The sequence below is a fragment of the Enterococcus wangshanyuanii genome, assembly GCF_002197645.1.
GTDB lineage: Bacteria > Bacillota > Bacilli > Lactobacillales > Enterococcaceae > Enterococcus_L > Enterococcus_L wangshanyuanii.
Window position 1 is genome coordinate 979,543 of record NZ_CP021874.1, and the last position, 14,637, is coordinate 994,179.

Here is a 14,637-nt window from a genome sequence, read left to right on the forward strand (position 1 = left end):
TTATACTTAAACTGAAAGATTAATCATGAAAGACTGGGGAAGAAATATGAAACGAATCGACAAAGTTGCTGAAATCCTTGCAACTTACACAAAAAGCCAACCGGCAACGGCAATGGAAATTGCTGAAAAATTAGGGGTCACTAGAGCAAATGTCAGCAGTGACCTAAACCAGCTTGTTAAGCTTAATAAAGCAAAAAAAACTGGAACCAAACCAATTTACTTCTTTTCAACCACGCCAAACTTTCAAAGTAAGGAAAGCATTTTAGATACATTTACTAAGAAAAGCCCTAGCCTGTTTCACTGTAGTGAACAAGCTAAAGCAGCTGTTTTGTACCCACCAAAAGGCATGCATATCCTTTTAACAGGTGAAACGGGTGTTGGGAAAAGTATGTTTGCAGAATTGATCTTTACTTATGCAAAATCACAGAATAAATTGAAAGCGGATTCTAAATTTATCACATTTAATTGTGCTGACTATGCGAATAATCCCCAATTACTTGTAGGTTCTATCTTTGGTGTGTCTAAAGGAGCATATACAGGAGCGGACAGCGACCGTGCTGGCTTATTAGAAGAGGCCGATGGCGGCATTTTGTTTCTTGATGAAATTCATCGGCTGCCACCAGAAGGTCAGGAAATGCTTTTCACTTTCATAGATAGAGAAATCTATCGAAGATTAGGAGAAACAACTAGCGAAAGAAAGGCCCAAGTGCTACTGATTTGTGCTACAACTGAAGATATTTCTTCAAATCTACTTCAAACATTCATTCGCAGAATCCCAATGAGGATCAATATTCCTACTTTGGAGGAACGGGGATTAGAAGAACGGTTGACGTTGATCTCAACCTTTTTTCAAGAAGAAACTAAAAAGCTGAAATCACCGATCGAAGTATCTACAAATACAATTCGCGCCTTATTAGGTTATCATTGTGCAAATAACGTCGGCCAATTAAAAGCAGATATCCAGCTTTTATGCGCGAAGGCTTACTCTCAATTTATTGTTCGGCAGGAAGAAGCAATAAAAATTAGCAGTTATGAATTGCCTCATTATATTCGGGAAGGTCTTTATAATGCTGAAGAAAGGCAAAAAATCTGGCTGCTATTACCAAATATGAACAATCGGTTTTTTCTTTTTGATGACGAGACTACCACGCTTTTTATTTCAAAAGACAACAAAGGTGATGATATTTATCAAATCATTGAACAAAAAATGAATGATATGGAACGAATTGGATTAGACAGTACTCAAACTTCTGAAATAATTGACACAACGATTACCAATTATTATCGTTCCTATACAAATGATTTATCTGCTGATCTTCAAAATTTAGAGCAGATCGTCGGCTCTGAAATTCTTGCTACTTCTGGTAAGGTATGTGAAAAAGCCGCTCGTTTATTAAATTGCTATTTATCTGATAATGTTCGCTATGGGATTGCTCTTCACTTATACAATACGATCCAACGAATTAAACGTGGGCAAACGATCAAAAATCCGAGGATCGATGAAATAAAAAATAGCCATCCGCAACTCTTTGAGACAGCGCTGCACTGTTTGTCTGTGATCGAAACAGATTTTAGCGTAAAGTTACCTGAGGATGAAGCTGGTTTTTTAGCACTATTTTTTACAGCTGATGAACCTAAACCAAAAAAACGAATCAAAGTAGAAGTCATTGTTGTTGCTCATGGGGAAACAACAGCAACAAGCATGGCTAATGTCGTTAACAAACTGCTCGGCGAAGATATTGCGTTAGGCTTTGATATGCCTCTCGAAGAAAATCCAATAGTGATATTAGCTCGAATTCAAGACTATCTTAAACAAAAAAAAGAACCAAAAGATGTTTTATTACTTGTTGATATGGGATCATTGATCAATTTTAGTGATGAACTTAAGGAATACACCGTTACAGATATTCGCTGTATCGAGTTAGTGAGTACATTACATGTTCTAGAGGCTAGCAGAAAAGCGGCTTTGGGCGCTACCTTAAATGAAGTATATGAATCAACAGTAAATATTAGAGGGCTTTCTACTTATCAGCAAAAGGAGGCTATTACGCTAGAACAACGTACATTCTATCTGCTAACATTATGCTCAACGGGCGAAGGTTCTGCTCAACTTATAAAAAAAATGCTCCGCTCTCGATTAAATTTACGAGGAGGCGCATGTGAGATTGTTTCCTTACAGGTAGCTGATACTGATTTAGTAGAAAAAACAGTCAATAGTTTAAATAAAACTGGTAAAATCATTTGTGCAGTGGGAACGTTTCAATTAGGATTGAGTATCCCTCATTTTTCTATTAATGATGCTTTAAATGAAACCAATACTGCAAAGATTCAAGCACTAATCGACTATGAACTTGCTTTTGAAGGGATGCGTCTCAATATCACGGACATGTTGAATTATCCTCACGGTGAAAAATTGATTTCAACAACTAGAGACTGGGTTGAAACACTGGCTGAAGAAATAACGCCCCTTCTTTCATATGAAATCAAGGTCGGTTTGACCTGCCATGTAATCTGTATGATCGATCGTTTACTTCTAGGGAAAAATGTCAGTACTTTTCCTAGAACAGAATCTTTTAAAGAAAAATATCAAACAGAAATCTATAAAGTAGCCCAAAATATAAAGCTGTTGGAAACTTATTACGGGATCGATATTCCGAAAGATGAGATTTTCTATATCACAGCCTTTTTTATGAATAAATCTTTTCTTTAAAAATCAATAACTATCTCCTAAGTTAAGTATATAAATAGATATTGCCTCAGCTATTTTTATTTACTTATAAATTGAAAGCCAACGTATGGATATACGTTGGCTTTTATAGTAGATCTCAAATTAAGGTAGTGAATCTTTTTTTAATTTTATTCATCATTTAATCTAATCAGCATATTTAGATACAGAAGCACTCTTATACCACAATTGTTGTTTGGATTTCAGTCGTTCCAAATATGCCATTGATGGCTTGTTCAACTTCGCTTTTTATTGCCTGCAGTTCAGAGGGTGACTCACCAAAACTATATACCACGAGCATCGCTTTTTTCGTTTCAAGAGAAATCATCGCCCTAGTTGAATCAGAAATTGGACTACCAAAAGGACCAAGTGAATCACTCAACACAGGAAAACTACTGATTCCGATCTTGCCTTTTCCGATCCCTTCATATTCTTCATCCCTACGTGCTACCATATAAGAAAGATCATTATTCAATTTAGATAGATCATAACTGCCAATCGGTAAATGTAGTTTCAAAGAAAGATAGTTATTCAAATCTACAAGTGCATTGATTTGATATAATCCTTGTCCCTAAACTATTCTTCTTAATAAACTATCTGACGAAGGCCGGTGACGAGAAGGATCGAGCCCAAGACCTTTATAAAACAATTTAGTTTGCTTAATTCTTTTATTATCAAGTATATCTTCCAATGTTGTTGCACTTTCAATTTCAGCAATCATTGGTGTTAAAAAATTTTCCCAAAGATTTTTATCATACTTTCTATTACATAAATCAAATGTAGATACTACTAGTTGGGCTTTCTTTAATTTAGATGTTTCTTTTACTATATTCATAATCAATAGTCCTCCGTTAATATCAAAAATATTTTTTTAACGGAAATCAGGCACATCGCACTCGCAAAGAGGAGCAAAAATCATAATTTCACCTCCAAAAAATGAATTAATCCAATATTATATTATTTTAGTTATGAATTCAAGCTGTTATGCTAGCTCATAGTATTTATAAACAACAACTATTTACTAAACAAAAAAACTGTTAAATCAATGATTTAACAGTTTTTATACCGGCGGCCGGGGTCGAACCGGCACGCCCTCGCGGGCACTGGATTTTGAGTCCAGCGCGTCTGCCAATTCCGCCACGCCGGCATGAAATAATTTTGCAAGGCGGTAACCGGATTTGAACCGGTGATGAAGGTTTTGCAGACCTCTGCCTTACCACTTGGCTATACCGCCATATTGCAATGTAAATTTCTCTAATAGAGAAAAACTGGGGTAGCTGGATTCGAACCAACGCATGACAGAGTCAAAGTCTGTTGCCTTACCGCTTGGCGATACCCCAAAAATTTAAAGTTAAGGGCGACTGATGGGAATCGAACCCACGAGTGGCGGAACCACAATCCGCTGTGTTAACCACTTCACCACAATCGCCATAAAACACTTGGCAAAAATTTAAAACTAAGGGCGACTGATGGGAATCGAACCCACGAATGGCGGAACCACAATCCGCTGTGTTAACCACTTCACCACAATCGCCATAAATTTTAACAGGGATAGTAGGAATCGAACCCACAATGACGGTTTTGGAGACCGTAGTTATACCGTTTAACTATATCCCTACTTTTAAATGGAGGAAAGTGGATTCGAACCACTGAACCCTAAGGAACGGATTTACAGTCCGTCGCGTTTAGCCACTTCGCTATTCCTCCAAAATGGCGCAAGACAGAATCGAACTGCCGACACACGGAGCTTCAATCCGTTGCTCTACCAACTGAGCTACTGCGCCAAAAATATAAAACGGTCTGGACGGGACTCGAACCCGCGACCTCCTGCGTGACAGGCAGGCATTCTAACCAGCTGAACTACCAAACCGTGATTTAATGGAGGTTAACGGGATCGAACCGCTGACCCCCTGCTTGTAAGGCAGGTGCTCTCCCAGCTGAGCTAAACCTCCAATAAATATAAATGACCCGTACGGGAATCGAACCCGTGATACCGCCGTGAAAGGGCGGTGTCTTAACCGCTTGACCAACGGGCCAACAAAAACTTAATACGGAGAGTAAGGGATTCGAACCCTTGAGACAGTGTTCACCGCCTACATGATTTCCAATCATGCTCCTTCGGCCTCTCGGACAACTCTCCAGAGTTAAAAGAAGCAACTATTACTCATAAATCCTATATTAAGGAACTCCGGCAGTAGGACTCGAACCTACGACATCATGATTAACAGTCATGCGCTACTACCAACTGAGCTATGCCGGAATAACAACGAGCGCGGCGACGTCCTACTCTCACAAAGGGAAACCCTTCACTACAATCGGCGCTAAGAAGCTTAACTTCTGTGTTCGGCATGGGAACAGGTGTATCCTTCTCGCTATCGCCACCACACTGGGTGTTGTTGTATTTAATTGAGTGATGATTCACTCAAAACTGGATTGAAGCTTGTAATCAATGCTTACCAAGATCTTTTATTTTATTTCTTTTGGTTAAGTCCTCGACCGATTAGTATTGGTCCGCTCCGTACATCACTGCACTTCCACTTCCAACCTATCTACCTCATCATCTCTGAGGGGTCTTACTTTCTTAAAGAAATGGGAAATCTCATCTTGAGGTGGGCTTCACACTTAGATGCTTTCAGCGTTTATCCCTTCCCTACATAGCTACCCAGCAATGCCCTTGGCAGAACAACTGGTACACCAGCGGTAAGTCCATCCCGGTCCTCTCGTACTAAGGACAGCTCCTCTCAAATTTCCAACGCCCGCGACGGATAGGGACCGAACTGTCTCACGACGTTCTGAACCCAGCTCGCGTGCCGCTTTAATGGGCGAACAGCCCAACCCTTGGGACCGACTACAGCCCCAGGATGCGACGAGCCGACATCGAGGTGCCAAACCTCCCCGTCGATGTGGACTCTTGGGGGAGATAAGCCTGTTATCCCCAGGGTAGCTTTTATCCGTTGAGCGATGGCCCTTCCATGCGGAACCACCGGATCACTAAGCCCGACTTTCGTCCCTGCTCGACTTGTAAGTCTCGCAGTCAAGCTCCCTTCTGCCTTTACACTCTGCGAATGATTTCCAACCATTCTGAGGGAACCTTTGGGCGCCTCCGTTACCTTTTAGGAGGCGACCGCCCCAGTCAAACTGCCCACCTGACACTGTCTCCCAGCCCGATTAGGGCTGCGGGTTAGAGGGTTCATAACACAAGGGTAGTATCCCACCAGCGCCTCCACCGAAACTAGCGTTCCGGGTTCATCGGCTCCTACCTATCCTGTACATGTGGTACAAACACTCAATATCAAGCTACAGTAAAGCTCCATGGGGTCTTTCCGTCCTGTCGCGGGTAACCTGCATCTTCACAGGTACTAAAATTTCACCGAGTCTCTCGTTGAGACAGTGCCCAAATCGTTACGCCTTTCGTGCGGGTCGGAACTTACCCGACAAGGAATTTCGCTACCTTAGGACCGTTATAGTTACGGCCGCCGTTTACTGGGGCTTCAATTCTGAGCTTCGCCGAAGCTAACCCATCCTCTTAACCTTCCAGCACCGGGCAGGCGTCAGCCCCTATACTTCATCTTTCGATTTTGCAGAGACCTGTGTTTTTGATAAACAGTCGCTTGGGCCTATTCACTGCGGCTGACCGAAGTCAGCACCCCTTCTCCCGAAGTTACGGGGTCATTTTGCCGAGTTCCTTAACGAGAGTTCGCTCGCTCACCTTAGGATACTCTCCTCGACTACCTGTGTCGGTTTACGGTACGGGCAGTTGTTTTCTCACTAGAAGCTTTTCTTGACAGTGTGACATCAGGAACTTCGGTACTATTATTTCCCTCCCCATCACAGCTTGTCCGTACAGAGTAAAGCATTTGACTCTACTCAAGACTTACTGCTTGGACATGCACTTCCAGTCGCATGCATTCCTTAGCCTCCTGCGTCCCTCCATTGTTCAAACAAAAACAACTGGTACAGGAATATCAACCTGTTGTCCATCGCCTACGCCTATCGGCCTCGGCTTAGGTCCCGACTAACCCTGGGCGGACGAGCCTTCCCCAGGAAACCTTAGTCATACGGTGGACGGGATTCTCACCCGTCTTTCGCTACTCATACCGGCATTCTCACTTCTAAGCGCTCCAGCCGTCCTCACGATCGACCTTCAACGCCCTTAGAACGCTCTCCTACCATCACACCAGAGGTGTGATCCACAGCTTCGGTAAACTATTTAGCCCCGGTACATTTTCGGCGCAGGGTCACTCGACTAGTGAGCTATTACGCACTCTTTAAATGGTGGCTGCTTCTGAGCCAACATCCTAGTTGTCTGTGCAACCCCACATCCTTTTCCACTTAATAGTTATTTTGGGACCTTAGCTGGTGGTCTGGGCTGTTTCCCTTTCGACTACGGATCTTATCACTCGCAGTCTGACTGCCGAATATGAATGAATGGCATTCGGAGTTTATCTGAATTCGGTAACCCGAGATGGGCCCCTAGTCCAAACAGTGCTCTACCTCCATCATTCTCAACTTCGACGCTAGCCCTAAAGCTATTTCGGAGAGAACCAGCTATCTCCAAGTTCGTTTGGAATTTCTCCGCTACCCACAGCTCATCCCCGCACTTTTCAACGTACGTGGGTTCGGTCCTCCAGTGCGTTTTACCACACCTTCAACCTGGCCATGGGTAGATCACATGGTTTCGGGTCTACGACTACATACTCATTCGCCCTATTCAGACTCGCTTTCGCTGCGGCTCCGGCTCTTCACCTTAACCTCGCATGCAATCGTAACTCGCCGGTTCATTCTACAAAAGGCACGCTCTCACCCATTAACGGGCTCGAACTTGTTGTAGGCACACGGTTTCAGGATCTATTTCACTCCCCTTCCGGGGTGCTTTTCACCTTTCCCTCACGGTACTGGTTCACTATCGGTCATTAGGGAGTATTTAGCCTTGCGGGATGGTCCCCGCGGATTCCGACGGAATTTCTCGTGTTCCGCCGTACTCAGGATCCTCCTAGGTGCTGTCACAATTTCGCCTACGGGGCTATTACCCACTTTGGCGGACCTTTCCAAGTCCTTCGACTATCCTGACAGACTACCATATCGGAGTCCTACAACCCCAACAAGCAAGCTTGTTGGTTTGGGCTCTTCCCGTTTCGCTCGCCGCTACTCAGGGAATCGAATTTTCTTTCTCTTCCTGCAGGTACTTAGATGTTTCAGTTCTCTGCGTCTACCTCTAACCAGCTATGTATTCACTGGAAAGTAACATCCTATAAAAGATGTTGGGTTCCCCCATTCGGAAATCTCTGGATCATAGCTCACTTACAGCTCCCCAAAGCATATCGGTGTTAGTCCCGTCCTTCATCGGCTCCTAATGCCAAGGCATCCACCGTGCGCCCTTATTCACTTAACCTTATCAACCTTGCGGTTGGGTCTTGACTACTTCTTCTAGCGATAGAAGGTTGGTCAATAAAATAAGCTTCGAACAATTAATTAATTAACTCTTCAACGCGGTGTTCTCGGTTTGTTTTGATTACTTTTTTTACTTCAATATCCAGTTTTCAATGAACAATCTAGTAACCAATGGTTACTAATGGAGCCTAGCGGGATCGAACCGCTGACCTCCTGCGTGCAAAGCAGGCGCTCTCCCAGCTGAGCTAAGGCCCCAGTAAAGCTATACAATTGAGAGTAGACCTCTCAAAACTGAACAAAGTGTTGACGAACCGTGTAGTTCCGTACTATTCCTTAGAAAGGAGGTGATCCAGCCGCACCTTCCGATACGGCTACCTTGTTACGACTTCACCCCAATCATCTATCCCACCTTAGGCGGCTGGCTCCAAAAGGTTACCTCACCGACTTCGGGTGTTACAAACTTTCGTGGTGTGACGGGCGGTGTGTACAAGGCCCGGGAACGTATTCACCGCGGCGTGCTGATCCGCGATTACTAGCGATTCCGGCTTCATGTAGGCGAGTTGCAGCCTACAATCCGAACTGAGAGAAGCTTTAAGAGATTTGCATGACCTCGCGGCCTAGCGACTCGTTGTACTTCCCATTGTAGCACGTGTGTAGCCCAGGTCATAAGGGGCATGATGATTTGACGTCATCCCCACCTTCCTCCGGTTTGTCACCGGCAGTCTCGCTAGAGTGCCCAACTGAATGATGGCAACTAACAATAAGGGTTGCGCTCGTTGCGGGACTTAACCCAACATCTCACGACACGAGCTGACGACAACCATGCACCACCTGTCACTTTGTCCCCGAAGGGAAAGCTCTATCTCTAGAGTGGTCAAAGGATGTCAAGACCTGGTAAGGTTCTTCGCGTTGCTTCGAATTAAACCACATGCTCCACCGCTTGTGCGGGCCCCCGTCAATTCCTTTGAGTTTCAACCTTGCGGTCGTACTCCCCAGGCGGAGTGCTTAATGCGTTTGCTGCAGCACTGAAGGGCGGAAACCCTCCAACACTTAGCACTCATCGTTTACGGCGTGGACTACCAGGGTATCTAATCCTGTTTGCTCCCCACGCTTTCGAGCCTCAGCGTCAGTTACAGACCAGAGAGTCGCCTTCGCCACTGGTGTTCCTCCATATATCTACGCATTTCACCGCTACACATGGAATTCCACTCTCCTCTTCTGCACTCAAGTCTCCCAGTTTCCAATGACCCTCCCCGGTTGAGCCGGGGGCTTTCACATCAGACTTAAGAAACCGCCTGCGCTCGCTTTACGCCCAATAAATCCGGACAACGCTTGCCACCTACGTATTACCGCGGCTGCTGGCACGTAGTTAGCCGTGGCTTTCTGGTTAGATACCGTCAAGGTAAGAGCAGTTACTCTCCTACTTGTTCTTCTCTAACAACAGAGTTTTACGATCCGAAAACCTTCTTCACTCACGCGGCGTTGCTCGGTCAGACTTTCGTCCATTGCCGAAGATTCCCTACTGCTGCCTCCCGTAGGAGTCTGGGCCGTGTCTCAGTCCCAGTGTGGCCGATCACCCTCTCAGGTCGGCTATGCATCATCGCCTTGGTGAGCCGTTACCTCACCAACTAGCTAATGCACCGCGGGTCCATCCATCAGTGACACCCGAAAGCGTCTTTCAAATCAACACCATGCGGTGTCGACTGTTATACGGTATTAGCACCTGTTTCCAAGTGTTATCCCCTTCTGATGGGCAGGTTACCCACGTGTTACTCACCCGTCCGCCACTCCTCTTTTCAAATGAGTGCAAGCACTCGGTAGAAAAGAAGCGTTCGACTTGCATGTATTAGGCACGCCGCCAGCGTTCGTCCTGAGCCAGGATCAAACTCTCATAATAAAAGTTGAACACGATCTTGCGATCGTTAAGCTCATTTGTTTGCTAGCATATTGCTTCGCTTGTTAAAAATTGTTGTTTGTTTTCACCGTTGTGAAAACAACCTACACATTTGGTTTGTCTTACTTTGTTCAGTTTTCAAAGGTCTACGTTGTTACCTCGCAGCAACTTTTATATCATATCAAATCTTCGATTTGATGTCAACACTTTTTTAAAAAAGTTTCAAAGTTTTTTCTGCTTGGCGTTGTCGTTTGTTTCAGCGACAACTTCATTAGTTTATCAGGTTGTTTGTTATTTGTCAACAACTTTCTTCCTGATTTTTCAATGTTTCAATTGCTTTTTTCATTAGCAACTTTGTTATTCTATCATGAATTACTTTTATTCGTCAAGAAGAAATTTTACTTTTTTTCTCAACAAATTTCTAGTAAAGAACATCAATCAGAACATGTATAAATATAACAATACTTATCATAAAATGCAACTAGAAAATGCCTAAATTTCGTTCTTTTTTTTCTTAGCGAACAAATTTAGATAACTTCAAATCAGCATTCGGTTTTTCTGCTACATTCATCATATATAGCTCTCAATCATTCGGCTAATTATCCAAAAAAAGTAGGTGCTTTTCGCACCTACTCGTTGTCTTCACTATTTTCTACTATTGGAATATGGATTCTGAATATCGTTCCTTGATGAATGACACTTTCAGCATCGATTCTTCCTTTATAATTTTCCACTAATTGTTTGGCAATTGACAAACCTAATCCATTGCCGCCCTTATTTCTAGCTCTAGCTTTATCTACTCTATAGAAGCGATTAAAAATTTTATCAAGTTCATCTTCTGAAATTCCCTCACCAAAGTCCTGGATCGCTATTTCAAATTCATTTAATGTTTTGGAAATCGAGATATGAACTTCTTTTCGAGTTGTCGAGTATTTTACAGCATTATCTAAAATAATGATCAGTAATTGCTCAAAGTGATTACGGTAGATTCCTAGTTTTACTTCATGCAGTAAATCATCATCTAATGTAATTACAAAATCAGGATATAAAATTTTGAAGTTATTAAAAACTTGATACACGACTTGTTTAGCATTCGTCGTATGATTTGGATACAATGTGTCTACTTGTTCTGCACGAGATAAATCCAGCATTTCTTGCACAAGACTCTTCATTCGGGTAATCTCTTGTAAACTAGCCTCCAAGGATTCATCCAACACTTCTGGATCTTCTTTTCCCCATCGATTCAATAGATTCAAATGGCCTTCGATAATTGCTACTGGTGTCCGCAGCTCATGAGAAACATCCTCTACGAATTGTTCCTGTTGTTCAATATAACGCCTCATCCGATCCAACATCTCATTAAAGATCTCAGCAAGATCTGCCAGTTCGTCATTTGAATGTATATCTGGCATGTGAATACTAGATTGCGGATTTTTACGGATCGTATCCATTGTATCTCTCAACACTTTTAAAGGTTTTAAGAAATATGAAGATAAAAGGAATCCTAATACGCTACTAAGTATAAGTGAAATGACTTCTAGAATGATCAGAGTCAGTAGCAAATGGTTTTTAATTGCGTAAAATGAAGACAATTCATAGAAGGCTTGTATATAACCAGTTTTTTCTCTCGTACTCTTTGAATATACGGGTTGGATGATCAAGTACCCTGTTCTATCGTTTAATGTCTTGATTTCAGCTTTCTGTTTTCCTTTTTTTACCAATTGATTTTGTGCTTTTTGGGTTTCAAAAAGCAATGTGCCTTCCGGATCAAAAACAGTCAAAAATAGTGCTGGCTGCCCTAGCTCTGAAAGCATACTATCCATTTCCATCAATGAACCCTCGACGGATACTTTTTTGTTGTTTAAATCATTTGTATCTAAGCTTGGCGTTTTTAATTTCTCGTAGACCTCAGATACGGTCAGCTCTCCTTCGACATTAGCTAAACGATTCCCCACTTCGGCGACCGTTCTTTCAGCATTTTCTCGCTCTTTTTGAACAATGAGGCTAACAGATGTTTTATATGTAATAACAGCAAATATCGTAAAAACAACGAATATGAAGAAAGAACTTGCAAAGGCCCACTTGATCGTCAAAGAAGGCCCCTTCAGTTCTTTTCTTTCTAATTTTTTTGATTTTAACGGTCTCACGAGCGCATCACATATCCTGTTCCACGAACGGTTTGGATATAACTTTCTTCACCAGGAACATCAATTTTATTACGCAAGTAGCGGATATAAACATCAACTACGTTTGTTTCGACTTCTGTTTCATAACCCCAAACTTTGTTTAAAAGAACATCTCGTGCTAAAACAACATTAACATTTTCCATCAATGTCAACAGTAGTTCATACTCACGCTTAGTCAATTCTATCATCTCAGAATTACGACGAACAACACGATTTTCTTTTTCAATCGTTAAATCACGATATGTAATTGTCGTTTGTTTGGCTACATTTTTGTCTCCTTCGATATCGATACGACGAAGCAGTGCGCGTAGACGTGCCAAAAGTTCTTCTATTGCAAATGGCTTTACAATATAATCATCTGCACCATGATCTAAACCAGATACACGATCGATCACAGAATCACGTGCTGTCATCATAATGATCGGCGTATTTTTTACTTGACGAATTCTACGGCAAACTTCAAGACCATTTAGTTCTGGCAACATCAAATCTAAAAGAATGGCATCCCACTCGTCATTTAAGGCTGCTTCTAAGCCTGTGCGTCCGTTATAATGAACTTCTGTTGTGTAACCTTCATGTTTTAATTCAAGCTCTACAAAACGAGCTAAGTTTTTTTCATCTTCAATAATAAGAATATTACTCATTGGTTATTTTTCCTCTCTCTTTAAAAGCTATCTTAAAGCCTACCTATTATACCCACTTTTATCTTAAAAAGCTAGCAACAACCTATTTTCACTTTGTAACAGAGAGAAAACCATGAGAAAATTCTTAATCCCATGGCTTTCGAACATATTATTCTTCATTATACCAGCTATAGTGGTATGTTCCTTCTTTATCAGTACGTTGATACGTATGAGCTCCAAAGTAATCTCTTTGTGCCTGAATGATGTTTGCAGGCAATCTTTCTGAACGATAAGAGTCATAGTATGCAATAGCTGAGGCAAATGTTGGTACTGGTACGCCAGCCTGTACAGCAATCGAAACAACGTCACGTACGGATTGCTGATATTTTTTTGTAATATCGATAAAGTAGTCATCTAAGAGTAAGTTCTCAATCGTTGGGTTTTTATCGTATGCATCTGTAATTTTTTGTAAAAACTGTGCACGGATGATACATCCCGCACGCCAAATTTTTGCAATATCACCGAATGGCAGATCCCAGTTATAATCTTCTGATGCAACTCGTAACTGAGCAAAACCTTGAGCGTAACTCATGATTTTACTGAAGTAAAGTGCTTCGCGGATTTTTTCGATCAATTCTTTCTTATCGCCTGAATACTCTGCTTTTTCAGGTTTAGCTAATACTTTGCTAGCTTTTACACGTTCTTCTTTATAGGCAGAAATAAAACGGGCAAAAACTGATTCAGTGATCAACGGTAACGGCACACCCAAATCTAAAGAGCTTTGACTTGTCCATTTACCCGTTCCTTTATTCCCGGCAGCATCTAAGATAACATCAACGATCGGTTGACCTGTCCCCTCATCATCTTTACGTGTCAAAATATCTGCAGTGATTTCAACAAGATAACTGTCTAACTCACCTTGATTCCACTCTTTGAAAATATCAGCCATTTCATCTACAGAAAGACCAAGGATATTTTTCATAAGATCATACGATTCCGCAATCAGCTGCATATCTCCATATTCGATACCATTGTGGACCATTTTAACATAATGTCCTGCACCATTAGGACCAATGTATGTTACGCAAGGTTCCCCGTCTTCTGCTTTTGCAGAAATTTTTTCTAAAATAGGAGCCACTAATTCGTAAGCTTCTTTCTGTCCACCAGGCATGATCGAAGGTCCCTTCAAAGCCCCTTCTTCACCGCCTGAAACACCAGTTCCGATGAAGTTGATTCCTGAGTTCGCTAATTCTTCATTTCTACGAATCGTATCTTTGAAGAATGTGTTTCCGCCATCGATCAAAATATCTCCCTTATCTAAATGAGGTAATAATTCCTGGATCGTAGCATCAGTCGCAAAACCCGCTTGAACCATCAACATGATACGACGTGGTTTTTCAATAGAGTCTACAAACTCTTCGATCGTGTATGTTGCTTTAAAATTTTTATCAGGGTGCTCTTCAACAACATCTGTTGTTTTTGATCCTGTACGATTAAATAGAGCAACTGAATAGCCTCTACTTTCAATATTCAATGCTAGATTTTTTCCCATTACGGCCATTCCGACTACGCCAAACTGTTGTTTTGTCATCTTGTATCCTCCCACTGTCTTTGAAAAAAAATTCATTAGAATTTTCTTATAATCTACATTATTATAACGTAGAATACTTGATATGAAAACAAAAATAGTTCGATTAAAATTTATTTTTATCGTTTCTGCAGTATTTCAGTCATTTGTCCATTGTTTTAAATCTTTTTATCTTAAAAATAAATCCCCTAGGCTCCATGGTTAGCCTAGGGGATTCGTAACATTTTCAA

General features: G+C 41.9%; 6 protein-coding genes, 14 tRNA genes and 3 rRNA genes. 1 reads left to right on the top strand and 22 read right to left on the bottom strand.

What is annotated here, in order from left to right; all coding sequences use genetic code 11:
- The first annotated feature begins 46 nt into the window (after positions 1-46).
- Complete coding sequence (locus CC204_RS04580) at positions 47-2,710, top strand: sigma 54-interacting transcriptional regulator (protein ID WP_088269029.1); 2,664 nt, start codon at positions 47-49, stop codon at positions 2,708-2,710.
- 193 nt (positions 2,711-2,903) lie between these two features.
- Here the strand turns inward: CC204_RS04580 and CC204_RS04585 are convergent, their stop codons facing one another.
- The 22 genes from CC204_RS04585 to gndA all read right to left on the bottom strand — a co-directional run bounded on the left by CC204_RS04585 (position 2,904) and on the right by gndA (position 14,410).
- On the bottom strand, positions 2,904-3,242 hold the full coding sequence (locus tag CC204_RS04585; RefSeq protein ID WP_236923176.1) for a hypothetical protein: 339 nt from the start codon (positions 3,240-3,242) through the stop codon (positions 2,904-2,906).
- A gap of 54 nt (positions 3,243-3,296) precedes the next feature.
- Positions 3,297-3,560, bottom strand: coding sequence for a hypothetical protein (locus CC204_RS04590; RefSeq protein ID WP_088269031.1), 264 nt, complete (start codon positions 3,558-3,560; stop codon positions 3,297-3,299).
- Positions 3,561-3,788: 228 nt separating this feature from the next.
- A tRNA-Leu gene (locus tag CC204_RS04595) sits at positions 3,789-3,872 on the bottom strand.
- A gap of 16 nt (positions 3,873-3,888) precedes the next feature.
- Positions 3,889-3,959, bottom strand: a tRNA-Cys gene (locus CC204_RS04600).
- 34 nt (positions 3,960-3,993) lie between these two features.
- Positions 3,994-4,065: transfer RNA gene (locus tag CC204_RS04605), tRNA-Gln, on the bottom strand.
- Positions 4,066-4,081: 16 nt separating this feature from the next.
- Positions 4,082-4,154, bottom strand: a tRNA-His gene (locus CC204_RS04610).
- Between the two features lie 32 nt (positions 4,155-4,186).
- A tRNA-His gene (locus CC204_RS04615) sits at positions 4,187-4,259 on the bottom strand.
- Positions 4,260-4,271: 12 nt separating this feature from the next.
- Positions 4,272-4,342 (bottom strand) — tRNA-Trp (locus CC204_RS04620).
- Positions 4,343-4,351: 9 nt separating this feature from the next.
- Positions 4,352-4,432 (bottom strand) — tRNA-Tyr (locus tag CC204_RS04625).
- A gap of 4 nt (positions 4,433-4,436) precedes the next feature.
- Positions 4,437-4,509 (bottom strand) — tRNA-Phe (locus CC204_RS04630).
- Between the two features lie 12 nt (positions 4,510-4,521).
- Positions 4,522-4,595, bottom strand: a tRNA-Asp gene (locus tag CC204_RS04635).
- Between the two features lie 9 nt (positions 4,596-4,604).
- Positions 4,605-4,677: transfer RNA gene (locus CC204_RS04640), tRNA-Val, on the bottom strand.
- 12 nt (positions 4,678-4,689) lie between these two features.
- Positions 4,690-4,761 (bottom strand) — tRNA-Glu (locus CC204_RS04645).
- 15 nt (positions 4,762-4,776) lie between these two features.
- A tRNA-Ser gene (locus CC204_RS04650) sits at positions 4,777-4,865 on the bottom strand.
- 46 nt (positions 4,866-4,911) lie between these two features.
- Positions 4,912-4,985, bottom strand: a tRNA-Asn gene (locus CC204_RS04655).
- A 10-nt stretch (positions 4,986-4,995) separates the two neighbouring features.
- Positions 4,996-5,111 (bottom strand): 5S ribosomal RNA (rrf, locus tag CC204_RS04660).
- A gap of 94 nt (positions 5,112-5,205) precedes the next feature.
- Positions 5,206-8,117: ribosomal RNA gene (locus tag CC204_RS04665) — 23S ribosomal RNA — on the bottom strand.
- 181 nt (positions 8,118-8,298) lie between these two features.
- A tRNA-Ala gene (locus CC204_RS04670) sits at positions 8,299-8,371 on the bottom strand.
- Positions 8,372-8,453: 82 nt separating this feature from the next.
- A 16S ribosomal RNA gene (locus tag CC204_RS04675) occupies positions 8,454-10,013 on the bottom strand.
- The 16S, 23S and 5S rRNA genes sit together here with 14 tRNA genes alongside, the layout of an rRNA operon.
- Before the next feature lie 626 nt (positions 10,014-10,639).
- A complete protein-coding gene (locus tag CC204_RS04680) occupies positions 10,640-12,103 on the bottom strand; it encodes a HAMP domain-containing sensor histidine kinase (protein ID WP_373285304.1) in 1,464 nt (487 codons plus the stop codon).
- Between the two features lie 50 nt (positions 12,104-12,153).
- Complete coding sequence (locus tag CC204_RS04685; RefSeq protein ID WP_087641517.1) at positions 12,154-12,840, bottom strand: response regulator transcription factor; 687 nt, start codon at positions 12,838-12,840, stop codon at positions 12,154-12,156.
- A 148-nt stretch (positions 12,841-12,988) separates the two neighbouring features.
- Complete coding sequence (gene gndA, locus CC204_RS04690) at positions 12,989-14,410, bottom strand: NADP-dependent phosphogluconate dehydrogenase (protein ID WP_088269033.1); 1,422 nt, start codon at positions 14,408-14,410, stop codon at positions 12,989-12,991.
- Between the last annotated feature and the right edge of the window lie 227 nt (positions 14,411-14,637).

Bases quoted from the DNA above. Each gene is read 5' to 3' on its own strand.
- CC204_RS04580 (WP_088269029.1), top strand. From the start codon at position 47: ATGAAACGAATCGACAAAGTTGCTGAAATCCTTGCAACTTACACAAAA.
- CC204_RS04590 (WP_088269031.1), bottom strand. From the start codon at position 3,560: ATGAATATAGTAAAAGAAACATCTAAATTAAAGAAAGCCCAACTAGTA.
- CC204_RS04685 (WP_087641517.1), bottom strand. From the start codon at position 12,840: ATGAGTAATATTCTTATTATTGAAGATGAAAAAAACTTAGCTCGTTTT.
- gndA (WP_088269033.1), bottom strand. From the start codon at position 14,410: ATGACAAAACAACAGTTTGGCGTAGTCGGAATGGCCGTAATGGGAAAA.